Source organism: Acidovorax facilis, from assembly GCF_023913775.1.
GTDB lineage: Bacteria > Pseudomonadota > Gammaproteobacteria > Burkholderiales > Burkholderiaceae_C > Acidovorax > Acidovorax facilis.
Genome location: NZ_JAMXAX010000046.1, coordinates 1 through 23,156, shown reverse-complemented (window position 1 = coordinate 23,156; position 23,156 = coordinate 1). Strand labels below are relative to the sequence as shown.

The following is a 23,156-nucleotide window of genomic DNA, read 5'->3' as shown; positions in this document are numbered from 1 at the left end:
CGCCGATGGCCTAAACTCGCCGCTCATGCCCACTTCCGACGCCTTCTCCCCCGCCCTGGCGCTGACGCTTGCGTTTGCCGCAGCTCTCACCCTGGGCCTTGTGCTCAAGTTCTGGCTGGCTACGCGCCAGATCCGGCATGTGGCGCGACACCGCAGCGACGTTCCCGCACCATTTGCCGAACGCATCGCGCTGGCGGCGCACCAGAAGGCCGCGGATTACACGATCACCAAGGCGCGCCTGGGCTTGCTGGAAATGGCACTGGGTGCGGCCGTGCTGCTGGGCTGGACACTGCTGGGTGGACTGGATGTGCTGAATCAGGCCCTGCTCAGCGCCCTGGGCGGCGGGATGTGGCAGCAGTTGGCGCTGCTGACCGCCTTCGCCGCCATCAGCGGCCTGATCGACCTGCCGCTGTCGCTGTACCAGACCTTCGTCGTGGAAGAGCGCTTTGGTTTCAACAAGATGACCTGGCGCCTGTGGCTTGCCGATGCGCTCAAGGGCCTGCTGGTCGGCGCACTCATCGGCCTGCCCATCGCCGCGCTGATCCTGTGGATCATGGGGGCAACCGGCCCGCTGTGGTGGCTGTGGGCCTGGTGCTTCTGGATGGGTTTCAATCTGCTGCTGATGGTGGTGTATCCCACCTTCATCGCCCCGCTGTTCAACAAGTTCCAGCCCCTCGAAGACGAATCGCTCAAGGCCCGCGTCACGGCCCTCATGCAGCGCTGCGGCTTCTCGGCCAAAGGGCTGTTCGTGATGGACGGCAGCCGCCGCAGCGCGCATGCCAACGCCTACTTCACGGGCTTTGGCGCAGCAAAGCGCGTGGTGTTTTACGACACCCTCTTGCGCCAGCTGGCCCCGGGCGAGGTCGAGGCGGTGCTGGCCCATGAGCTGGGGCATTTCAAGCACCGCCACATCATCCAGCGTATCGTGACCATGTTCGCATTGAGCCTGGCAGGCTTTGCACTGCTGGGCTGGCTCTCCAACCAGGTGTGGTTCTACACCGGGCTGGGCGTGCGGCCGAGTATCTCGTTGGACCCCACCCTGGCCGCAGCCCCCAATGACGCATTGGCCCTGCTGCTTTTCATGCTTGTGGTGCCAGTCTTCACGTTTTTCATCTCGCCGCTGTTCTTGCAACTTTCGCGCCGCCACGAATTCCAGGCAGACGCCTACGCCGTCGCCCAGGCCAGCGGCGCCGACCTGTCCTCCGCCCTGCTCAAGCTCTACGAAGATAATGCCTCCACGCTCACACCCGACCCGGTGTACGTGAAGTTCTACTACTCGCACCCACCCGCCACCGAGCGGCTGGCGCGCATGCACAACCCCTCCCATCCATGACTACCATGTTGAAGAAAAAAGACTGGTCAACGCTTACCCGTCGTGCGTTGACAGCTACCGAAGTTGTAGCAAACCTGGCCAAACTCGAAGGCTGGAGCCTGACGGGCGATGGCGCTAACGTCGCCATTGAGAAGACCTACCATTTCGCCAACTACTACGAGACCATCTCGTTCGTGAACGCCTTGGCCTTCATTGCCAATGCCCAGGATCACCACCCCGATCTGTCGGTGCACTACAGCCGCTGCGTGGTGCGCCTGAACACGCACGACGTGCATGGCATTTCATCCACGGATTTCGAGTGCGCAATGCAGTTCGATGCCCTGGTGGCCTGACCCCATGACCTTGCGCACCACAGGCTCCCATGGCTGAACGCAGCGCGCTCATGGACGGCACCGTGGTCGCCAGCCATGGGCGCCACTGCATGGTGGAGACACCCGACGGCGAACGCCGCATCTGCCACCCACGCGGCAAAAAGAGCCAGGCAGTGGTAGGCGACCATGTGCTGTGGCAGGCGCCCCCGCCCGGCCAGGGCGAAGAGGGCACCATCGAAAAGGTCAAGGAACGGCGCAACCTCTTTTACCGACAGGACGAGATCCGCACCAAGTCGTTTGCCGCCAACCTCGACCAAGTGCTCATCCTGATCGCGGCAGAGCCGGTGTTTTCGGAAAGCCAGCTAGCCCGCGCCCTGATTGCCGCCGAGGCCGAGGGCATCAAGCCCATCATTGCACTCAACAAGAGCGATCTGGTCGAACCTTTCGCCCGCGCCTGGGAGCGCTTGCTGCCCTACCGGCACATGGGCGCCGGCAAGCACTATGGCGTGCTGCCGCTGTCGCTGGCGCTCTCCAGCGACGTGGACCGCGCGCTGCTGATGGAACATCTGCAGGGCAAGACCACGCTGGTGCTGGGCCCTTCAGGGTCCGGCAAGAGCACCCTCATCAATCTGCTGGTGCCAGGCGCTTCCGTGCTCACCGGTGAAATCTCGCAGGCGCTGAACTCGGGCAAACACACCACCACCAGCACGCACTGGTACTGGATGGACAAGGCCCGTACCACCGCGCTCATCGATTCACCAGGCTTTCAGGAGTTTGGGCTGCACCACATTGCCCCCATGCAACTGGCGGCCTGCATGCCCGACATTGCAGCACATGCGACAGCCTGCAAGTTCTACAACTGCACGCACCTGCACGAGCCGGGCTGTGGCGTGCTGGATGCAGTCAAACTGGGCCCCAGCGCAGGCGGCATAAGCGCAACACGCTATAAAATTTATAGCGATCTATTTGAAGAACTGCGCCACACCCGGTACTGAGCCGGGCGCGGCCTTCACTCCTGGCGCGACAGAAACCAGCGCACCCGTGGAACTGGCTTGCATGGGTGAGGGTGCGCCCCTCCTCCGAGGGCAGCCGCACTGCGGTTCAGAGGGCTTGCCAGCTACCCCAGCAAACGCGCCAGCGTAAGCAACGCCAGCAGCAGCATCCACACCACCACCGAGCGCCACACCAACCCCACAACGCTGCGCAGGTGGCCCACCTCGGGCTCGCGGCCGGGGGTGGAATCGCTGTCACCCATGTCAGCGTCGATCTCCAGGCCCTGTGGCGCGTGCAATTCAGTGCGCGCCTTCAGTGCCTCGCCCCCCAGGCGTACATTGATGGCACCTGCCGTGGCGGCCAGCACCACGCCGTCGTTGTCATTGGGGAAACGCTGTGCGTGAAACCGCCAGCCCTCGATCGCCTCTTCAAAGCTGCCCACCACCGCAAAGCTCAGTGCGGTGAGCCGGGCCGGAAGCCAGTCGATGGCGGTCCACGCCTGCGCAGAGGCCTGCTGCAGGGAGGCGCTGGCAGGCTGGGCGCCCGTGCGCTGCTTGTAATGCCAATAGCGCGATACAAACTCAGCCAACCGGTACAGAACAGCCCCGGTCGGCCCCAGGCCCAGGGCAGCCAGCACGGAGAACCATGCCAACACGCCGAACACATGCCGGTGGGCCGCCAACACTGAATACTCGATCACATGGCGCACGATCTCGCTACGCGGCAGCGCCCCTACATCCACCTGCTGCCAGTGGGCCAGGCGCTCGCGGGCAGCATCTTCATCGCCCTCCTCCAACGCGTCGCGGATGCCCGTGAAGTGGTGGCTGAACTGCCGAAACCCGAGCGTGATGTACAGCACTGCCACACTCCACAGCACCGCAAAGGGCCACCCCAGCCCCCAAAGCAACAGCCAGTGAATGGCCAGGGTCACCAGGGCGGGAACCAGCACCGCAAGGCTCCAGGCCACCCAGCCGTGGTGCGGCTTGCCCGCATCAAAATTGCGGCTCACGGACAGCGCCCACGCTCGCAGACCTGCATGAATGGGATTGCTGCGTGCCAGCGGGCGGGCCTGCTCGATCAGCAGAGCGAACAGGATGGCGAAGAAACTCATGGGGGGCAATGATACTGGTGCTTTGCCCCGATGCACCCTATCGCACGCGGACCCGGTTTACGCCTGCATGAAACGGTAGAAGTTGCGCAGCATGCCTGCTGTCGCACCCCAGATGTAATGGTTCTTGCCGCCGTCCTGGTAGGGCATCGAGAACCACTCCCGGTGTACGCCATCACGGTCGAACACATGGCGCCGGTGGTTGGCGGGATTGAGCAGAAAATCGAGCGGCACCTCGAAAAGGTCGGCCACTTCATACGGATTGGGTTGGAGCACGCAGTCCGGCTGCACCAGCGCCACCACGGGCGTGATGATGAACGATGAGCCGGTGACATAGATTGGCAACGTGCCGAGCACTTCGACAAAATCCCGAGCAAGCCCCACCTCTTCCTGCGCCTCGCGCAAGGCCGTGTCGGCAGGCGTTGCATCTCCCGCGTCTGCCCGCCCACCGGGGAAGGCCACCTGCCCCGAATGGGTGGACAGGTGGGCCGTGCGTTCGGTCAACAGCACCATGGGCTGTTCGCGCAGCACGATGGCAATCAGCACCGACGCACGGGCGGGCTCGCGGTTCATGAACTTCTTTTCCAGCAGCACCTCAGGCTCCCACTGCGGCGGGTGCGCAAAACGCGCCCGCAGCGCTTCAGCGGTCTGCGCCTGAACCGGCACCGCAGGCAGGTGCGCATCCACCCCCACCACCGGAACAAGGCGGGGGTCAAAGTCGGGCAGGCTCGACAAAGGAGCGATCACCGACGAGACAGCAGGACTGGAAGAAGGGTCCACAAGAAGGGGGAGGTGAACAAGCCAAAAAACAAAAAGCCGCTACAGGCAGACGCTGTAGCGGCTTGTGAGGTCGAGCCTGCGCCTTATGCGGCGGTGGCGGCTGCAGCCTTGTTGACACGCGAAGGCAGCTTTTCCTTGATACGTGCCGACTTGCCGCTGCGGTCACGCAGGTAGTACAGCTTGGCACGGCGCACATCACCACGGCGCTTGACTTCAATGCTGGCGATCAGGGGGCTGTAGGTCTGGAACGTACGCTCCACGCCTTCGCCGCTGGAGATCTTGCGCACGGTGAAGCCGCTGTTCAGGCCGCGATTGCGCTTGGCAATCACCACACCTTCGTAGGCCTGCACGCGCTTACGGGTACCTTCCACCACATTCACGCTCACGATGACGGTGTCACCAGGGGCGAATTCGGGGATGGTCTTGTTCAAGCGGGCGATTTCTTCCGCTTCCAGGGTCTGAATCAGGTTCATGTTTGATATCCAACGATCTTGTCCGCGCCAAAAATGGCTGCGTCGGGATTGACGTCTCAGTGTTTTGCGGGAGAACTCCCTGTCAAAACGGCCGGCCAGAGGATCGAAAAGCCTTTGATTATAGCAATTCAGCTGAGCTTGGCCAATACTGCTTCATCCGCAGCGGCCAGATGCCCTGCTTTGCGCGCCGCCTCGATGAGATCGGGCCTGTGCCGGGCCGTGGTGGCCAGGCGCTGGTCGCGCCGCCAGCGCTCGATCTGCGCATGGTGGCCAGACATCAGCGCGGCAGGCACCTGCTGCCCTGCCCATTCTTCAGGGCGCGTGTAGTGCGGGCAATCGAGCAGGCCATCGAGCGCCGGGTTGAAGCTGTCGAGCTGGTGGCTGCCCTCATCATTGAGCACACCGGGCTGCAAGCGCGCCACAGCGTCCAGCAGGGCCATGGCGGCGATTTCGCCACCCGACAACACAAAGTCGCCCAGACTCATCTGCAGATCGACATGGGTATCGATGAAGCGCTGGTCAATGCCTTCATAGCGCCCGCACAGCAGGATTGCACCCGTACTTGCAGACCAGCGCTCCACGGCAGCGTGGTTCAGCGTTTCGCCAATGGGCGAAAAAAGGACCAGCGGCGCCTCACTACTCTCGGCCTCACCACGCTCCACCCGGATAGCTGCAAGACACCGGGCGAGGGGCTCAGCCATCATCACCATGCCCGGCCCGCCGCCAAAGGGCCGATCATCAACACGACGGTAGTTGCCATCGGCGTAATCGCGCGGGTTCCACAGGCGTACATCGACCTGGCCGCCGGCATACGCGCGGCGGGTCACGCCGCTGGCCAGGAACGGCGCAAACAGCTCGGGGAACAGGGTGATGATGTCAAAGCGCATGGTGGGCGGCGCCAGGGCGGGAGTTCCGATCAGTAGTCCGGCTGCCAGTCCACCGTGATGCGCTTTTCGGCCAGGTCCACGTTGTCAATGAAGGCCGAGACAAAAGGGATCATCCGCTCCTGTGCCTTGCCGTCCTGCTCATAAGTCAACACCAGCACCGTCTGCGGACCGGTGGACATCAATTCCTGCACCTGCCCCAGCGCCACACCTTCGCGGTTGACGACCGCAAGACCGATCAGATCGATCCAGTAGTACTCGCCCTCCGTGGTGGACGGAAAGCTGGAGCGCGGCACAAAGATGCGCGCGCCGCGCAAGGCTTCGGCGGCATCGCGGTCATCAATGCCCTGCGCCCAGGCAACCACGGTGTCCGAATGGTCCTTGGCCTGGCGGATGGACAACAACACAGTGCCCGCAAAGGTCTTGGCGCCGCGTTCGGAAGGCTGCAGGTACCAGCGTTTGGATGAAAACAGCGCCTCAGGGCTGCTGCTGTGCGACAGCACCTTGAACCAGCCCTTGACACCCCAGGCATCGGCAATGCGCCCCACTTCAACGGCGTCTGTGGGCAGCTCTGCGGGTTCGAGGGTCAGGTTGGTGGCCATGGCGGGGGATTCCAGAATAGGAAAAGGGCGGGTTTCGCCAGGCATGCCGACGAAACCCGCCCTTTTCAGGGAGCTTTAAGCAGCCTTCTTGGCGGCTTGCTTGATCAGGCGGTCCACGGTAGGCGAGGACTGGGCGCCCACGCTCTTCCAGTACGTCAGACGGTCTTGCACGATGCGCAGGCCTTCTTCGGATTCCTTGGCGGTGGGGTTGTAGAAGCCGATGCGCTCGATGAAGCGGCCATCACGGCGCACGCGCTTGTCAGCAACGACGATGTTGAAGAAAGGACGGCCCTTGGAGCCGCCGCGGGAGAGTCGAATGACGACCATGATTTATCCTTCGGGTGGTGAACTCCGGCAACATTTGCCTTGAGCCACTGTGTTCGCAACCATATTCGCAACGCTTGAGACACGCGACATGGCCACCCGGCCAGCGACACGCTGCAAAGCCCGCGATTATATCCATTTCCCTCTTCCATGCCCAAAATTCGTTCCAGCACCGACAGCGATATTCCCGCCATCACGGCCATTTACCAACACCATGTGCTTCACGGTACAGGTACCTTTGAGATCGATCCACCGTCTGAAGCCGACATGGCAGGCCGCCGTGCCGACGTGCTGGCCCGAGGCCTGCCCTGGCTGGTGGCCGAAAAGGACGGCCAGGTGCTGGGCTATGCCTATGCCAACTGGTTCAAGCCCCGTCCAGCCTACCGGTTCTCTGCCGAGGACTCGATCTACGTGGCCGACAGCGCCCGTGGCATGGGCCTGGGCCGCAAGCTGCTGACCGAGCTGGCGGCCCAGGCCGAAGCAGCTGGGGTACGCAAGCTGCTGGCCGTGATTGGCGACTCGGCCAACGCGGGCTCGATCGGTGTGCACCGGGCGCTGGGCTTCACCGACGTAGGTGTCATGCGTTCGGTGGGATGGAAGTTCGGCGCCTGGCGCGACATCGTGCTCATGGAGAAGACCCTGGGCGCGGGCGACACCACATCGCCCGAATGAAAACGGCCCCCATGCTCGCCCCGCAGCGCAGAGCGCAGCCCTCCGAAGCGGCCCCCTTGGAGACCATTTGTTCATCTTGGGGCGGCCCGACGATAAATAATGCCTCATGAAAAATAAAACTTTGGCGGCATGGCTGGCCTTCGTGGGCGGGCCGCTGGGCCTTCACCGCTTTTACCTGCACGGGATCACCGACATGCTGGGCTGGCTGCTCCCGATACCGACGGCCCTCGGTATCTACGGGATCCAGCGCGTACAACAGCTCGGCCAGGACGACCACACCAGCTGGATGCTGATTCCTTTGCTGGGCTTCACGATTGCGGGCTGCGCCTTGCAAGCCATCCTGTTTGCACTCAAGACGCCCGAGGCGTGGAACGCGCGCTACAACCCCACGGCCGCACCCGACGCCCCGGCGGGCAGGACCCAATGGATCACCATCGGCGCCATCGTAGTCTCGCTGTTGGTAGGCACGGCGGTGCTGATGGCCAGCCTCGCGTTCAGCTTCCAACGGTACTTCGAGTACCAGATCGAGGAAGCTCGCAAGATCTCGCAGTGACCGACACCCACCAAGCGAACGCCCCATTGAATCCACATTCAAATGGGGCGTTAGCGCTTTTCCATATTGCCTAATTAGCTATACATTCAATAGCAAATCAGGAATCAGGGCATTCAGAATATCTGCAGACTGATCCAGTACGCCACGGCAGCCACAAACGCACTGGCGGGGATGGTCAAGATCCACGCCCAGACGATATTGCCTGCCACGCCCCAGCGCACTGCGCTGGCGCGCTGCGTGGAGCCCACGCCCACGATGGCGCCTGTGATGGTGTGGGTGGTGGACACCGGAATACCCAGCGTTGTTGCCAGGAACAGGGTCAGCGCCCCGCCCGTCTCGGCACAGAAGCCGCCCACGGGCTTGAGCTTGGTGATCTTCTGGCCCATGGTTTTCACGATGCGCCAGCCGCCGAACATGGTTCCCAGGCCGATAGCCACGTAGCAGCTGACAATCGTCCAGGTGGGTGGCGAAGCATCGCTTGCCGACGAATACCCTGTGGCAATCAGCAGCAGCCAGATGATGCCGATGGTCTTTTGCGCATCGTTGCCCCCGTGACCCAGGCTGTAGGCCCCTGCGGACACGAGCTGCAGGCGCCGGAACCATTTGTCCACCCGGCTTGGCCGCGTTCGCCGAAAGATGTGCGCCACAGCCACCATCATGAGAGAGCCCAGCAGGAAGCCGAGCAAGGGCGAAACGAAGATGAACGCCACGGTCTTGAGGATGCCGGTGGAGATCAGCGCGCTGGCACCCGCCTTGGCGATCACCGCCCCCACGATGCCGCCGATGAGCGCATGCGATGAGCTGCTGGGGATGCCGTAGTACCAGGTGATGACGTTCCAGGTGATGGCGCCCACCAAGGCACCAAACACCACATGGGTGTCCACGATGCCAGGCTGCACGATGCCCTTGCCCACCGTAGCGGCCACGCTCAGGTGGAAGACAAAGATCGCTACAAAGTTGAAGAACGCGGCGAACAGCACCGCCTGTGCGGGCTTGAGCACGCCGGTGGACACCACCGTGGCAATCGAATTGGCAGCGTCATGGAACCCGTTCATGAAATCGAACAGGATCGCCAGTGCCACGAGCAGGACCACAACCCAGAGGGCCGTTTGTACGGTTTCCATACTGGTCAGCCTGCCGGATCAGGAGTTTTCGAGGACGATGCCCTCGATGCAATTGGCCACGTCCTCACACTTGTCGGTGATGGTTTCCAGCAGCTCGTAGATGGCCTTGAGCTTGATCACCTCGCGCACATCGGGCTCTTCACGGAAGAGCTTGCTCATGGCGCTGCGCATCACGCGGTCGGCGTCGGATTCGAGCTTGTCGATCTCTTCGCAGGTCTTGAGCGCGGCTTCAGCCACGGCCGGATCGGCGATCTTGTCGAGCAACTTGACGGCATCACGCAGGCGTTCGCAGCACTTGAGGCTCAGGTCGGTCAGGCGGGTGATCTCTTCCGTCATGTGGCGCACGTCGTACAGCGCCATGGTCTCGGCAGAGTCCTGAATCAGGTCGGCCACATCGTCCATGGTGTTGATCAGCGTGTGGATCTGCTCGCGGTCGATAGGGGTGATGAAGGTCTTGTGGATGGCCTTGTTCACCTCGTGCGTCACGCGGTCAGCAGCACGCTCGGCGTTGTCCACATCCTGGTTGTATTTGTCGCGCAGGTGCGGGTCGCTGTAGTTGGCCACCAGTTGCGAGAAAGCCCGGGCCGCCTCGACGATGCGGTCTGCATGCTGGTTGAACATTTCGAAAAAATTGCCTTCGCGTGGCAACAGCTTGGCAAACAGCATGGAGGCTCCTGGATCGGTATCGATTTTTTGAAAATGAGACAAAGTCATGACAAAACCATGACTTTTGAATGACAGGCGAGTTTAACCGGCCGCCCTCACCCGCAGCCACGGGCGCCCGGCGCGGATACCGGGCAACACGCACCATTCATCAGGCACTGCGGAAAATGAAATACACAGCCCCCACCAGGCACAGGCCTGCCCAGAGGTAGTCCCACTTCAGGGGCTGGCCCATGTAGAACACCGCGAACGGCACAAACACCGCCAGCGTGATCACCTCCTGCATGATCTTGAGCTGCCCCACGTTGAACTGGGTAAACCCGATCCGGTTGGCAGGCACCTGCAGCAGGTACTCGAACAATGCAATGCCCCAACTCACCAGCGCTGCGGTGTACCAGGGTGACGTGGCCAGGTTCTTGAGGTGCCCGTACCAGGCAAAGGTCATGAAAACGTTGCTGGCAATCAGCAGCAACACGGTCTGGAGTGATACGGGCAAGGATTGCAGAGCGGACATCGACATGCGGCGACAGGTGGTGGCGGGGTGGGTGCAAATTATGAACAAAATTGGCATCTGGCGCTTGATACACATCCGCCATAAGCTATAGAAAATATAGCAATCAGTTCATACAAACGCCAACGCCTGCGCCAAAAAAAAGGCACCGCCGTGTGGCAGTGCCTTGTGCGACGCACCATGCGCCTGCCCCACGCAGGGCGGGCCGGGCATGGGTGTTGCCTTATTCGCCCAGGTAGGCCGCGCGCACCTTGGGATCGTTCAGGAGTTCCTGGCCGGGGCCGGCCATGGTGATCAGGCCGGACTCCATCACGTAGCCACGGTCGGCAATCGCCAGCGCCCGGCTCGCGTTCTGCTCCACCAGCAAAATGGTGACGCCCAGGGCGTACACATCGCGCACCACTTCAAAGATCTTGTCCACCATGATGGGCGACAGACCCATGGAGGGCTCGTCCAGCAGCAGCACCTTGGGCTGGCTCATCAGCGCACGGCCCATGGCCAGCATCTGCTGTTCACCGCCCGACATGGTGCCAGCGAGTTGGTCCTTGCGTTCGCGCAGGCGCGGGAAGATGGTGAACATCTTTTCGATGTCGGCCAAGATGCCTGCCTTGTCGCGGCGCGTGTAGGCGCCCATCTGCAGGTTCTCGGTGATGGTCATGCGGGCGAACACGCCCCGGCCTTCCGGCACCATCACAAGCCCCTTCTTCACCAGATCCCAGGCGCCTTTGCCCTTGATGCTTTCACCCAGGTAATGGATGTCGCCATCGTTCATGCCCAGGGTGCCGGTGATCGCCTTCATGGTGGTGGTCTTGCCAGCGCCGTTGGAGCCGATCAGCGAAACCAATTCCCCCTCGCGCACTTCAAAGTCCACGCCCTTCACGGCCTGGATACCGCCGTAGGCCACTTTCAGGCCCTTGACCTGCAGCAGTACCTTGTTGGATTTTTCGGCCATTCTCAATGTCCTCCGGTGCCCAGATAGGCCTCAATCACTTTTTCGTTCTTCTGCACGGTGGCAGGCGTACCTTCGGCGATCTGCTTGCCGTAGTCGAGCACCGTCACGCGGTCGCACAGGCCCATCACCAGCTTCACGTCGTGCTCGATGAGCAAGATGGTGCGGTTGTCGTTGCGGATGCGGTCGATCAGCTCGCGCAGCAGCACCTTCTCGGTGGCGTTCATGCCGGCTGCGGGCTCGTCCAGCGCAATCAGTTGCGGATCGGTGGCCAGGGCCCGGGCGATCTCCAGGCGGCGTTGGTCACCATAGGAGAGGGTACGCGCCTTATAGTCGGCGAACTTGCCAATGCCCACGTAGTCGAGCAGTTCCTGCGCGCGCTTGGCAATGGCCAGCTCTTCTTCCTTGAAACCCTTGGTGCGCAGCACCGCGCCCAGCAGGCCGGACTTGGTGCGGATGTGGCGGCCCACCATCACGTTTTCCAGCGCCGTCATTTCTGCAAACAGGCGGATGTTCTGGAAGGTGCGGGCAATGCCCGCCTTGGCCACTTCATGCACGGCCGTGGGCTCGTAAGGCTTGCCGGCCAGCTCAAAAGTGCCGCTGTCGGGGGTGTACAGGCCCGTGATCACGTTGAAGAACGTGGTCTTGCCAGCCCCGTTGGGGCCGATCAGGCCATAGACCTGGCCACGCTCGATGGTGATGCCCACGTCGGAGAGGGCTTGCAGGCCACCAAAACGCTTGGAAATACCTGCAACCCGCAGCACCACGTCGCTGGCTGATTTCTGAATGTTCTCTGCCATGTTCTAACTTTCTGCGGTGTTCAGGTCTTCTGCGTGAGGCTCTTGCCATGGTCGGGCGCTGGCCACAGACCACGGGGACGCATCAGCATGATGATGATCATGGCCAGTGCGATCAGCAACTGGCGCAGGATGGCGGAGTCCAAACGGCCGTCCGTCATGGCCTGCAGCGGGCCTGCCACGTAGCGCAGCACTTCGGGCAAGGCCGACAGCAGCACGGCACCCAGGATCACGCCGGGAATGTGGCCGATACCGCCCAGCACCACCATGGCGACGATCATGACCGACTCCATCAGGCTGAACGACTCGGGCGACACAAAGCCCTGGAACGCACCGAACATCGCACCCGACACGCCGCCAAACGAAGCGCCCATGCCGAAGGCCAGCAGCTTCATGTTGCGGGTGTTGATGCCCATCGCCTTGGCGGCGATTTCATCTTCACGGATGGCCATCCAGGCGCGGCCGATGCGTGAGTCCTGCAGGCGATAGCAAATAACGATGGAGATCACCACCAGAACCAAGAACAGGTAGTAGTACAGCGTGACGGAGCTGATATCAAAGCCGAACACCTCCAGGCGCTTGCCCAGGTCCAGGCCAAAAATCTTGACCGAGTCGATCTGGCCCAGGCCCTTGGGGCCGTTGGTCAGGTTGACGGGGTGGTCCAGGTTGTTTAGGAAGATACGGATGATTTCGCCGAAGCCCAAGGTCACGATGGCCAGGTAGTCCCCGCGCAACTTGAGCGTGGGCGCCCCCAAAAGCGCTCCGAAGAACGCCGCCAGTAATGCCGCCACCGGTATCACAAGCCACAGCGAGGTGTGCAAGCCGTTGGGGAACATGGCGGCAAACGCCGCAAAGTTGTCCGCAAGGTGCGGCGAGGCCATCAAGGCAAACAGGTAGGCGCCCACGGCGTAGAACGCCACGTAGCCCAGGTCCAGCAGGCCGGCGTAGCCCACCACGATGTTCAGGCCCAGGGCCAGCAGCACATACAGCAGGGCCAGGTCGGCAATGCGCACCCAGGCATTGCCGAAGGATTGCAGGATCAGCGGCAGCACCAGCAGCGCGACGGCGCCGAGGATCCAGTTGGTTTTGGTGTTCTTCATGGTGTGAGGCTCCTCAGGCGCGATCGGCCACACGCTCACCCAGCAGGCCCGAAGGACGCAGCGTCAGGATGATGATGAGCACGATGAACGCAAAGATGTCGGTGTAGTGGCTGCCCAGCAGACCGCCCGTGAGCGTGCCGATGTAGCCCGAGCCGATGGCTTCGATGAGACCCAGCAAAATGCCGCCCACCACTGCACCGGCCAGGTTGCCAATGCCGCCGAACACCGCCGCCGTGAAGGCCTTGAGGCCCGGCAGGAAGCCCATGGTGTGCTGCGCCGTGCCGTAGTTGGAGGCATACATGATGCCGGCCACGGCGGCCAGAATGGCGCCGATGATGAAGGTGGCGGAAATCACCATGTCGGGCTTGACGCCCATCAGGGAAGCAACGCGGGGGTTCTCAGCCGTGGCGCGCATCGCGCGGCCCAGGTTGGTGTGGTTCACCAGGTACACCAGCGAGGCCAGGGCAACAGCGGTCACGCCCAGGATCAGGATCTGTGTGGGGGTGATGTAAGCGCCACCCACCTCGAACGGCGCGCTGGGCAACATCGTGGGATAGGGCTTGTAGTTGGGCTTCCAGATGATCATGGCCAGCGTCTGCAGCAGGATCGACATGCCGATGGCGGTGATCAGGGGGGCGAGACGAGGACTGTTGCGCAGAGGGCGGTAGGCCACCTTCTCGATCACAAAATTGAGCGTTGCGGCAACCACGCAGGCAATGAGGGTGGCCAGCAGCAAGATGAGCCAGCCCGGGGCGCCAGGCATTGCAGCCTGCATCATTCCTATACAGCTCCAACTGGTCAGAGCCCCGATCATGAGCACTTCGCCGTGGGCGAAATTGATCAGCTGAATAATGCCGTACACCATCGTGTAGCCCAAGGCTATCAAGGCGTACATGCTGCCGAGTACCAGACCGTTGATGATCTGTTGCAGCAAAATGTCCATAAGAGAAGTCCTTCGTTTGTAACGTACCCACCGCTTTGGCACCGGAATCGGTACAGCCTTGTGGGCCCGACTGCCATCTAGCAAAAAACCCGCCAGAAGTGCAGCTGTGCGGGTTTGTGGACGGGATTGTAGCGAGTAGTCACAAGCGGCCCCCACCAAGCCGGGCGGGGTTTTCCCTCGGGTTGGCGCCACATCAGCGCGCAACGCAATCCATAAGCTCACATGATGCAAGCAGGAAAATTGATGTGCAAACTTATTACCAGCTTCATGCCAAATCAGCATGACGCGGGGTACGCCTCCCACGGGCAGAGGTTCAGGACTTTTCGTCCGACCCGTCCTCCAGATCGGCTGAAACATTGCGCGCACGCAGCTCACGCAGTTTCTGTGCAATCTTGATTTCGAGCCCGCGCTCCACCGGCGCGTAAAAACCGGGCGCTGGCATGCCCTCGGGCAGGTAGTTTTCGCCTGCGGCAAAGCCGCCCTCTTCGTCGTGCGCGTAGCGGTAGCCCTTGCCGTAGTCGAGCTGTTTCATGAGCTGTGTTGGTGCGTTGCGCAGGTGCATGGGCACGGGGCGGGTGCCGTCCTGCTTCACCCAGGCGCGGGCTGCGTTGTAGGCCTTGTAGACCGCGTTGGACTTGGGCGCCACGGCCAGGTACACCACACATTCGGCCAGGGCCAGCTCACCCTCGGGGCTGCCCAGGCGCTCGTACACTTCGGTCGCGTCCAGCGCCAGGCGCAGCGCACGCGGGTCGGCCAGGCCGATGTCCTCGCTGGCCATGCGTACCAGGCGGCGCGCCATGTAGCGCGGGTCGGCACCGCCGTCGAGCATGCGCACCAGCCAATACAGCGCGGCATCGGGGTCGGAGCCGCGCACCGACTTGTGCAGCGCGCTGATGGTGTCGTAGAACTGCTCGCCGCCCTTGTCATAGCGGCGCATGCGCTCGCCCAGCACTTTGAGCAGCCAGGCGTCGGTGATCTCGGACAGCTTCTCCTGCGTGGCCGCCATGGCCAGGGTTTCGAGTGTGTTGAGCAATCTGCGGGCATCGCCATCGGCATAGGCCACCAGGCGGTCAATTGCTACATCTTCGATAGCTGGTAGCGCTTTCTCCGCCTGCGCCAGAGCCACTATTTGCTTCAAATCCTGTTCGGACAGCGGCTGCAGCACGTACACGGCGGCGCGGGATAGCAACGCGGAGTTCACCTCAAACGACGGGTTCTCGGTGGTGGCGCCGATGAAAGTAAACAGGCCTGATTCCACATGCGGCAAGAACGCGTCTTGCTGACTCTTGTTGAAGCGGTGCACCTCGTCCACAAACACGATGGTGCGCTGCTGCATCAACCCATCGCGCGCGGCCTGGGCCTGCTCCACCGCCTCGCGAATGTCCTTGACCCCGCCCAACACGGCGCTGATGCTGATGAACTGCGCATCGAACGCATCAGCCATCAGGCGCGCAATGGTGGTCTTGCCCACTCCAGGTGGGCCCCACAGGATGCAGCTGTGCGGCCGGCCTGACTCGAAGGCCAGGCGCAGCGGCATGCCCGGGCCCAGCACATGCTGCTGCCCGATCACCTCGCCCAGCGTGCGGGGCCGCAGGCGTTCAGCCAGGGGCTGGTGGGTGGAGGGGTGTGCCGGAGAAGGGGCGGAGGCACCGCGTGCTGCCATGTTCGTATCCTGTCTACAGTACGCCGATTTTCAAGCCAAATTGGCTTCTAGCGCCCAAAAATCATGCGTTGGCAGCTATTGTTTCAAGAGCAGAAACTACTGCTTCACCACATCAGCCCCTGCCGGAGGCTTGAACTGGAACGTGCTGGCAGGCAGCGCCGCATTGGCCTGCATACCGGTAAAGCGAATCAGCGAGCGCTGGCCAAAGCTGTCCAGAATGTCCAGGGCCGCCAGCTGCTCGCCCGCAAAACCCACACGCACGCTCTTGAGCTGGCCGTCCTTGGTCCTGGGGCTGGCCAGCACCCACTGCAGGCCATCCGCATCCGGCGAGGCCTCCAGCGTGAACTCGGCCTTCAGCGCCGACAGGTCCGGCGCGGACGCCAGCAGCGCAGCGGGCGTGCTGCCCAGCGCCTGGGACTGCGAGCGCTGCGTGACCTGGTTCAGGTCCACGTCGTACAGCCACAAAGTCTGGCCGTCAGCCACGATGGTCTGCTCAAAAGGTTTTTTGTAGACGAACTTGAAGCGCCCGGGGCGCTGGAACTCAAAGCTGCCGCTCGATGTCTTGGTGCGCGCGGTCTGGCCGTCCTTGGGGGGCGAGGTCACAGTCTGGGTGAAGTCGGCCTTGCCCGTCTGCGTGCCCTTCATGAAGGATTCCAGGCTTTTCAGCCCGTCAGCGCTAGCCATGCTTGCCGCAGCAGCTATCAAAATTGCAGTAGCGATCTTTTTCAACAGAAACTCCTGTGGGGTAGGGTCCGGCCTTGTGGTCCGGCCGATCATTCGCTGCGGTTGGGTACCAGCACTTCACGCTGGCCGCTGGTGGTCAGGCCACTGACGAGTCCAGCCTTCTCCATGTCTTCCAGCAGCCGCGCCGAGCGGTTGTAGCCAATGCGCAGCTTGCGCTGCACGTAAGAGATGCTGGCCTTGCGGTCTTTGAGCACCACTTCGACGGCCTGGTCGTACATGGGGTCCTTCTCGCCCCCTTCGCCACCACCGCCCTCCCCTGACAGATCACCCTCGCCATCCACAGTTCCACCTTCGAGCACGCCTTCTATGTAGTCCGGCTCCCCTTGTTCCTTGAGGTAACTGACGACACGGTGTACTTCTTCGTCCGACACGAAGGCGCCATGCACCCGGATCGGCAGGCCGGTGCCGCTGGCCATGTAGAGCATGTCGCCCATGCCCAACAGCGCCTCGGCGCCCATCTGGTCAAGGATGGTGCGGCTGTCGATCTTGGAGCCCACCGAGAACGCGATGCGGGTGGGGATGTTGGCCTTGATCAGGCCGGTGATCACATCCACACTGGGGCGCTGCGTGGCCAGGATCAGGTGGATGCCCGCAGCGCGCGCCTTCTGCGCTAGGCGGGCGATCAGCTCTTCGATCTTCTTGCCCACCACCATCATCAGGTCCGCCAGCTCGTCGATGATGACCACGATGTGCGGCAGGCGCTGCAGCGGTTCGGGCTCTTCGGGCGTCAGGCTGAAGGGGTTGTAGATGAACTCTTCGCGCGCCTTGGCTTCATCGATCTTGACGTTGTAGCCCGCCAGGTTGCGCACACCCAGCTTGGACATAAGCTTGTAGCGCCGCTCCATCTCGGCCACGCACCAGTTCAGGCCGTGGGCAGCCTGCTTCATGTCGGTGACCACGGGCGCCAACAGGTGCGGGATGCCTTCGTACACCGACATTTCCAGCATCTTGGGGTCGATCATCAAGAGGCGCACATCGCGCGCCTCGGCCTTGTACAAGAGCGAAAGGATCATCGCGTTGATCCCCACCGACTTGCCTGAGCCCGTGGTACCAGCCACCAGCACGTGCGGCATCTTGGCAAGGTCTGCCACCACCGGGTTGCCCACGATGTCCTTGCCCAGACCCATGGTGAGCATGCTCTTGGCCTCGTGGTAGACCTGCGAGCCCAGGATTTCGGACAGACGGATGGACTGCCGCTTGGCGTTGGGCAGCTCCAGCGCCATGAAGTTCTTGCCGGGGATGGTCTCCACCACGCGAATCGACACCAGGCTCAGCGAACGCGCCAGGTCCTTGGCCAGGCCCACAATCTGCGAGCCCTTCACGCCGGTGGCGGGCTCGATTTCGTAGCGCGTGATAACCGGTCCGGGCATGGCCGCGACCACACGCACTTCCACGCCGAAGTCCTTGAGCTTTTTCTCGATGAGGCGGCTGGTCATCTCCAGCGTCTCGGGCGCCACGGTTTCCTGGCGCTGCAACGGGCCATCGAGCAGGTCCACCAGTGGCAGCTTGCTGTCGGGCATCTCGGTGAACAGCGGCTTCTGGCGCTCCTTCACCACGCGGGTGCTTTGCGGCACGTCTACCAGCACAGGTTCGATGATCTGGATCGGTTGGGGGTGGTGCACCTCGCTCTCGGTCCGCTCCTCCAGCACCACCACTTCACGCTCACGCGCGGCCTTTCGGCCCACAGCCACATCCTTGGCCACTTCGCGCTTGGCCAGGCGCGACTGCACCAATGCGTCGATGCGCCCTCCCACAAATTCCGCGACGTGGCCCCAGGAAAAACGGAACACAAGCGCCGCCCCCAGCACGGCCAGCACAATCGCCAGCAGGCCCGAGCCCGTAAAACCCAGCCACTTCACACTGGCAGGCCCCGTGATGTAGCCCAGCACGCCACCAGCATGCCCCGGCAGGAACGCTTCAAACCGGTAGAGGCGCGACCACTCCAGCGCAGTGCTTGCACACATCAGCACCACCAGCCCCACCCAGAACAGTGCCCGCCTGCGCATCGGGCTTACCGCGCCCGGGGCCGATTCGCCGCCACGCATCCACCGCGCCAGCGACGACAACCAGGCCCGCACACCGGCCGCCACACACCACCACACCGAAAAACCCAGTGCAAAGTAACTGCCATCGGCCAGCCACGCGCCAAACCGACCTGCCCAGTTGGCGACCAAACGCCCACCCCGGGCGCCCGAGGTGGACCATGCGGCATCCTGCGCGGAATAGCTCAGCAGGGCCAGCAACCAGAAAATCAGGGCCAGCAGCCCCACCATCAGGCCAATTTCATGGCCAAAACGGGCAGCGCCCGTACGCGGCGGCGACTTCGCCGCAGCCGATGCATTCAGGGTATTGAGGGAATAGGTCATAAGCGTGCCGGGCGAGCTTACCCCATGCATCGCAAGGGATTGGCGCTTGGGCTTCAGCCGCCCCGGCGTTCAACCCAGTGCGTTCAATCGGTCCTTAAGCAGCGTCGCGCCGCTGGGCAATGCCTCGATGAAGCCACGCTCCTCCAGGTCTTTCATCACACGGCTGACCATCTCGCGGGAGGCGCCCACCATCTTGGCCAGGTCCTGCCGGGAGATTTTGTCTTTGATCACCAACTGGCCCTGAGCGTCGGGCACCGCAAAGTCCAGCAGGGCATGGGCCACACGCCCATACACATCCAGCAACGCCAGTGACTCAATCTTGCGGTCGGCATGGCGCAGGCGCTTGACCAGCCCCCGCATCACCACCAGCGACATGGAGGCGTTCTCTGTGAGGCAACGCGCGAACTCTGCGCGCCCGAGCATGAGCACATCGGTCTGCACCTCGGCACGCACCGTGGCCGAGTGGGGTTCGTTGTCGATGATGCTCATCTCGCCGAGGTAGTCGCCCTGCGCGAGGGTGGCCAAAATCACCTCACGCCCCCGGCTGTCCGATGTCATCACGCGGGCGCGCCCCGTGAGCAGAATGAACAGGGCATTGGATTTTTGCCCCTGCTCCACCAGCGCCTCGCCACGCTTGAAGCGGCGCTTGATCACCGCACCACTGATCACCTCGGCCTGGGCCACCGTGAGCAGCGAAAACAAGGGCACCCGGCGCAGCAGGTCCAGGTTGGACAACATCGTCGACATGAAAACTCCTCTCTAGAGCGACCCAACCGGAGCCGCACGGGTTGTGCAAGGGGTATCAATGGGTTCTTACAATCGCCGTGATTGAAAAAGGGACCGCTCGCGTGAGCGGTGCACGGTTGATACTTGCCAGTTCAACCCCCAGCTTCCCCAACAGCGCCGCATGTAGCAGGCGCAAAACACAGGCTTTTACCATGTCCACCACCCAACACGCGAAAGTTCTGATCCTTGGCTCTGGCCCTGCGGGCTACACCGCAGCGGTTTATGCCGCCCGCGCCAACCTGAACCCGGTGCTCATCACCGGCATGGCCCAAGGTGGCCAGCTGATGACCACGACCGAGGTGGACAACTGGCCGGCCGACGTGCATGGCGTGCAGGGGCCGGAGCTGATGCAGCGCTTTCTGGAGCACGCCGAGCGCTTCAAGACCCAGATCATCTTTGACCACATCAACAAGGTCGATTTCAGCCAGCGCCCGTTCACGCTGACTGGCGACAGCGGCACCTACACCTGTGACGCGCTGATTCTGGCCACTGGCGCATCGGCCAAGTACCTGGGCCTGCCTTCGGAAGAGGCCTTCATGGGCAAGGGCGTGTCTGGATGCGCGACCTGCGACGGGTTCTTCTACCGCGAACAGGATGTGTGTGTGGTCGGCGGCGGCAACACGGCGGTAGAAGAAGCGCTGTACCTGTCGAACATCGCCCGCAAGGTCACCCTGGTGCACCGACGCGACAAGTTCAAGGCCGAGCCCATCCTGGTGGACAAGCTCAACGAAAAGGTCGCGGCCGGCAAGATCGAGCTCAAGCTGTTTCACACGCTCGACGAAGTGCTGGGCGACAACACGGGCGTGACGGGCATCCGCATCAAGAGCACCAAGGACGGAAGCACGGAAGACATCAAGCTGCAGGGCTGCTTCATCGCCATCGGCCATGCGCCCAACACCGAGATCTTCCAGGGCCAGCTGGAGATGGAGAACGGTTACATCATCACCCAGGGCGGCCTCAAGGGTTTTGCCACCCAGACCAGCGTGCCCGGCGTGTTTGCCGCAGGCGATGTGCAGGACCATGTGTACCGCCAAGCGATCACCAGCGCGGGCACGGGCTGCATGGCGGCACTGGACGCCCAGCGCTTCCTGGAACAAGAGTCTTGATTAAAAACTGGGCAGCAGGCTATAATCCGCGGCTTTGCTGAATTCGGCCCGTTTTTGCGGTCCTCCGAAACAGGCAAATCAATCGGGTTACCGCCACCCTTTCTGGCGAGGTGAGGCCGCAAGCCAACCTGGGCAAACAAGCCCAGGGCCCAGCGAACGGCCGTTAAAAAGTATCGGAGTGTCCTCATGGCACGCGTCTGCGACGTAACGGGCAAGAAGCCCATGGTCGGGAACAACGTTTCCCACGCCAACAACAAAACCAAGCGCCGGTTCCTGCCGAACCTGCAATACCGCCGTTTCTGGGTCGAGACCGAAAATCGCTGGGTTCGCCTGCGCGTTTCGAGCGCTGCCCTGCGTTTGATCGACAAGAACGGTATCGACTCGGTGCTCGCAGACCTGCGCGCACGTGGTCAGGCTTAAGGAGAAGCACCATGGCAAGCAAAGGCGGACGCGACAAGATCAAGCTGGAATCCACTGCGGGTACCGGCCACTTCTACACCACGACCAAGAACAAGAAGACCATGCCCGAGAAAATGCTGATCATGAAATTTGATCCAAAAGCTCGCAAGCATGTGGAATACAAGGAAATGAAGCTGAAGTAATTCGGCCTGTTTCCCCTAAAAAAACCGTCCTTCCAGGGCGGTTTTTTTATGCCTGCTGCGCAGACCTTTCACCCAGACTCTTTACTCAAGCAACCTTGCGCGGCACAGGCAACTCGGCCATCTGCGCAGCCAGCAAGGCGCCCAGCGTGCGGTAGCCCGCCTCCACTTCGGCCGTGAACGGCATCCCACAGCTCAGCCGCAAGAAGTGCTCATACCGCCCGGTGTTGGAGAACATGGGGCCCGGGGCCACACGGATACCGTTTTGCAGCGCCTCGTCGTACAGGCGCGTGGAAGAGATACCGACCGGCAGCTCCAGCCACAGGCTCAGGCCACCCGGCGGCAGGCTCAGGCGTGTGCCCATGGGAAAGTAGCGCGCCACGGCCCTCGCCGCCTGTTCTCGCTGGATGCGCAGCTGCGCCCGCATGCGGCGCATGTGGCGCTCGTAGGCCGGAGAGTCCACACTGCGCGCCGCCAGCAGCTGCGACCAGGTCTGCATGTTGCGCGTGCGAGCGAACTTGATCATCTGCACACGGGCCTGCCAGCGCCCCGCGCTCATCCAGCCCTGGCGCAAGCCGGGTGCAAAGCTCTTGCTGAGCGATGCGCAATAGATCACCTGCCCGGCATCGCCCTGCCGGTCCCAGGCCTTGGCGGGCCGCAGCACGTGCGGCGACTCCACGAACTCCCGGTAGATGTCGTCCTCAATGAGGGCTAAACCATGCTCCACGCACAGAGCCACCAGTCGCTCCTTGTGCACATCGGGCATCACGCTTCCCTGCGGCATCTGCAGGTGGGGCACCACCACGACCCCCTTGAGCCGCGGTTCGTTGCGCGCAGCCAGCTCCAGGGCTTCGAGCGACATGCCGGTGTGCGGGCTGCAGGGGATCTCCAGCGCGCGCAGCCCGCGCACCTCGATGGCCTGCAGGATGCCAAAGAAGGTGGGCGATTCCACGGCAATCACATCCCCCGGCTCGGCCACTGCATCCAGCGCAAGGTTCACGGCTTCGGAGTTGCCGAGCGTTGCGCCAATATCGGCCGGCGCGACACACACGCCGAAGGTGAGCGCATGCCGGGCCATGGCCTGCTGGAATTCGGGGTGGGTGGTGGGCGCGGACGGGCCGTACACCAGGACGTCGGGTTGCTCGCGCAACAGGCCGTGGGCCAGGCGGTTGAGCGCTGCCGCATCAAACAGGCTTGGCGCGGGCATGGCGCTGCCCAAGTCCAGCGGCAGCGGGCCTGCGCGGCGGGCCTTTTCGAGAAAACCGGAAATGCGCTCGTTGATGCCCGCAAACACCCGCGGGTCGTGGGCCAGCGGCTCGTGCAACTCGGGCTCGCGCGCCCGGGGCAACGCCACATCGCCCGGCTCCCGCACAAAGTAGCCCACCCGCTCGCGCGCCTCCACGCAGCCCAGGGATTCGAGATGCCGCAACACTTGCAGCGCGGTGGTCAGGCTCACTTGGTGCCGCTGGCACAGCTCCCGCACCGACGGCATGCGCATGCCAGGCGTCAGGCTGCCAGCGGCTATGGCCTGTTCGTACAAAGCTGCGAGTTGGCGGTAGAGCGGGGCATCCCGCGAATCGGAGGAATGTGACATGGCGGGTAAGGGGTACTGCTGCCGAGCCGTGGCGCAGGCTCAGAAGCCTAGGGCTACGCTGAACAAGCCCTCGAAATTTCCCGCGCGAACGCGGAAGACGCCATTTTTTGGATTTTGTGGCCTCTTGCGCCGCCCATTTGGGCCGTTCGCAGGGCCTTGAGGCCCGATTTCCACCCTT

General features: G+C 62.7%; 26 protein-coding genes. 8 read left to right on the top strand and 18 right to left on the bottom strand.

Annotation, left to right across the window (positions count from 1 at the left end; genetic code table 11):
* The first annotated feature begins 25 nt into the window (after positions 1-25).
* Genes NFX52_RS14470 through rsgA form a run of 3 tightly spaced genes read left to right on the top strand, consistent with a single transcriptional unit; the run spans position 26 to position 2,639 of the window.
* Positions 26-1,333: a M48 family metallopeptidase gene (locus tag NFX52_RS14470; protein WP_055403094.1), complete on the top strand. Its 1,308-nt coding sequence runs from the start codon at positions 26-28 to the stop codon at positions 1,331-1,333.
* Positions 1,330-1,665 (top strand): 4a-hydroxytetrahydrobiopterin dehydratase, encoded by a 336-nt coding sequence (locus tag NFX52_RS14465; protein WP_055403043.1) that lies wholly within the window; start codon positions 1,330-1,332, stop codon positions 1,663-1,665. The genes NFX52_RS14470 and NFX52_RS14465 overlap by 4 nt, the downstream gene beginning before the upstream one ends.
* A 29-nt stretch (positions 1,666-1,694) precedes the next feature.
* Complete coding sequence (rsgA, locus tag NFX52_RS14460) at positions 1,695-2,639, top strand: ribosome small subunit-dependent GTPase A (protein ID WP_055403045.1); 945 nt, start codon at positions 1,695-1,697, stop codon at positions 2,637-2,639.
* A 122-nt stretch (positions 2,640-2,761) separates the two neighbouring features.
* On the opposite strand, the gene NFX52_RS14455 is transcribed toward rsgA, so the two are convergent.
* The 6 genes from NFX52_RS14455 to rpsP form a co-directional block, all read right to left on the bottom strand.
* On the bottom strand, positions 2,762-3,748 hold the full coding sequence (locus NFX52_RS14455; RefSeq protein ID WP_055403047.1) for a CobD/CbiB family protein: 987 nt from the start codon (positions 3,746-3,748) through the stop codon (positions 2,762-2,764).
* 57 nt (positions 3,749-3,805) lie between these two features.
* The gene (locus NFX52_RS14450; RefSeq protein WP_055403048.1) at positions 3,806-4,525 is read right to left on the bottom strand and encodes a CoA pyrophosphatase; all 720 of its coding nucleotides are present in this window, start codon (positions 4,523-4,525) and stop codon (positions 3,806-3,808) included.
* An 83-nt stretch (positions 4,526-4,608) separates the two neighbouring features.
* Positions 4,609-4,998, bottom strand: a complete 390-nt coding sequence (gene rplS / locus NFX52_RS14445) for a 50S ribosomal protein L19 (RefSeq protein WP_055403050.1) — start codon at positions 4,996-4,998, stop codon at positions 4,609-4,611.
* A gap of 128 nt (positions 4,999-5,126) precedes the next feature.
* A complete protein-coding gene (gene trmD, locus NFX52_RS14440) occupies positions 5,127-5,885 on the bottom strand; it encodes a tRNA (guanosine(37)-N1)-methyltransferase TrmD (protein WP_055403052.1) in 759 nt (252 codons plus the stop codon).
* A gap of 29 nt (positions 5,886-5,914) precedes the next feature.
* Positions 5,915-6,484, bottom strand: a complete 570-nt coding sequence (rimM, locus tag NFX52_RS14435; protein WP_055403096.1) for a ribosome maturation factor RimM — start codon at positions 6,482-6,484, stop codon at positions 5,915-5,917.
* 75 nt (positions 6,485-6,559) lie between these two features.
* Positions 6,560-6,811, bottom strand: a complete 252-nt coding sequence (gene rpsP, locus NFX52_RS14430) for a 30S ribosomal protein S16 (protein WP_008904984.1) — start codon at positions 6,809-6,811, stop codon at positions 6,560-6,562.
* A gap of 147 nt (positions 6,812-6,958) precedes the next feature.
* Between rpsP and NFX52_RS14425 the strand changes: the two genes are divergently transcribed.
* Positions 6,959-7,480, top strand: a complete 522-nt coding sequence (locus NFX52_RS14425) for a GNAT family N-acetyltransferase (RefSeq protein WP_055403054.1) — start codon at positions 6,959-6,961, stop codon at positions 7,478-7,480.
* A 106-nt stretch (positions 7,481-7,586) separates the two neighbouring features.
* Positions 7,587-8,033, top strand: coding sequence for a TM2 domain-containing protein (locus NFX52_RS14420; protein ID WP_055403056.1), 447 nt, complete (start codon positions 7,587-7,589; stop codon positions 8,031-8,033).
* Positions 8,034-8,146: 113 nt separating this feature from the next.
* On the opposite strand, the gene NFX52_RS14415 is transcribed toward NFX52_RS14420, so the two are convergent.
* The 11 genes from NFX52_RS14415 to NFX52_RS14365 all read right to left on the bottom strand — a co-directional run bounded on the left by NFX52_RS14415 (position 8,147) and on the right by NFX52_RS14365 (position 19,640).
* Positions 8,147-9,157 (bottom strand): inorganic phosphate transporter, encoded by a 1,011-nt coding sequence (locus tag NFX52_RS14415; RefSeq protein ID WP_055403058.1) that lies wholly within the window; start codon positions 9,155-9,157, stop codon positions 8,147-8,149.
* An 18-nt stretch (positions 9,158-9,175) separates the two neighbouring features.
* The gene (locus NFX52_RS14410) at positions 9,176-9,823 is read right to left on the bottom strand and encodes a DUF47 domain-containing protein (RefSeq protein WP_055403060.1); all 648 of its coding nucleotides are present in this window, start codon (positions 9,821-9,823) and stop codon (positions 9,176-9,178) included.
* Positions 9,824-9,971: 148 nt separating this feature from the next.
* A complete protein-coding gene (locus NFX52_RS14405; protein WP_492759472.1) occupies positions 9,972-10,391 on the bottom strand; it encodes a DMT family protein in 420 nt (139 codons plus the stop codon).
* 163 nt (positions 10,392-10,554) lie between these two features.
* Positions 10,555-11,283, bottom strand: a complete 729-nt coding sequence (locus NFX52_RS14400) for an ABC transporter ATP-binding protein (RefSeq protein WP_055403062.1) — start codon at positions 11,281-11,283, stop codon at positions 10,555-10,557.
* Positions 11,284-11,285: 2 nt separating this feature from the next.
* Entirely contained in the window at positions 11,286-12,080 is a 795-nt protein-coding gene (locus NFX52_RS14395; RefSeq protein ID WP_055403064.1) for an ABC transporter ATP-binding protein, read from the bottom strand.
* Between the two features lie 20 nt (positions 12,081-12,100).
* Positions 12,101-13,177, bottom strand: a complete 1,077-nt coding sequence (locus tag NFX52_RS14390) for an ABC transporter permease subunit (protein WP_055403066.1) — start codon at positions 13,175-13,177, stop codon at positions 12,101-12,103.
* A 13-nt stretch (positions 13,178-13,190) separates the two neighbouring features.
* The gene (locus NFX52_RS14385; protein ID WP_055403068.1) at positions 13,191-14,120 is read right to left on the bottom strand and encodes a branched-chain amino acid ABC transporter permease; all 930 of its coding nucleotides are present in this window, start codon (positions 14,118-14,120) and stop codon (positions 13,191-13,193) included.
* Between the two features lie 313 nt (positions 14,121-14,433).
* On the bottom strand, positions 14,434-15,783 hold the full coding sequence (locus NFX52_RS14380) for a replication-associated recombination protein A (RefSeq protein ID WP_055403070.1): 1,350 nt from the start codon (positions 15,781-15,783) through the stop codon (positions 14,434-14,436).
* A 96-nt stretch (positions 15,784-15,879) separates the two neighbouring features.
* Entirely contained in the window at positions 15,880-16,512 is a 633-nt protein-coding gene (lolA, locus tag NFX52_RS14375; RefSeq protein WP_055403072.1) for an outer membrane lipoprotein periplasmic chaperone LolA, read from the bottom strand.
* Between the two features lie 44 nt (positions 16,513-16,556).
* Positions 16,557-18,893 (bottom strand): DNA translocase FtsK, encoded by a 2,337-nt coding sequence (locus NFX52_RS14370; protein WP_055403073.1) that lies wholly within the window; start codon positions 18,891-18,893, stop codon positions 16,557-16,559.
* A 69-nt stretch (positions 18,894-18,962) separates the two neighbouring features.
* Complete coding sequence (locus NFX52_RS14365) at positions 18,963-19,640, bottom strand: Crp/Fnr family transcriptional regulator (protein WP_055403075.1); 678 nt, start codon at positions 19,638-19,640, stop codon at positions 18,963-18,965.
* Positions 19,641-19,831: 191 nt separating this feature from the next.
* On the opposite strand from NFX52_RS14365, the gene trxB reads away from it, so the two are divergent.
* The 3 genes from trxB (at position 19,832) to rpmG (ending at position 21,387) form a co-directional block, all read left to right on the top strand.
* Positions 19,832-20,785 (top strand): thioredoxin-disulfide reductase, encoded by a 954-nt coding sequence (trxB, locus tag NFX52_RS14360; RefSeq protein ID WP_055403077.1) that lies wholly within the window; start codon positions 19,832-19,834, stop codon positions 20,783-20,785.
* Between the two features lie 186 nt (positions 20,786-20,971).
* On the top strand, positions 20,972-21,205 hold the full coding sequence (gene rpmB, locus NFX52_RS14355) for a 50S ribosomal protein L28 (RefSeq protein ID WP_007859763.1): 234 nt from the start codon (positions 20,972-20,974) through the stop codon (positions 21,203-21,205).
* A gap of 11 nt (positions 21,206-21,216) precedes the next feature.
* Complete coding sequence (rpmG, locus tag NFX52_RS14350; RefSeq protein WP_008904999.1) at positions 21,217-21,387, top strand: 50S ribosomal protein L33; 171 nt, start codon at positions 21,217-21,219, stop codon at positions 21,385-21,387.
* Between the two features lie 85 nt (positions 21,388-21,472).
* Here rpmG and NFX52_RS14345 read toward each other — a convergent pair whose 3' ends face one another.
* A complete protein-coding gene (locus tag NFX52_RS14345; protein WP_055403079.1) occupies positions 21,473-22,978 on the bottom strand; it encodes an aminotransferase-like domain-containing protein in 1,506 nt (501 codons plus the stop codon).
* Positions 22,979-23,156: the final 178 nt, after the last annotated feature.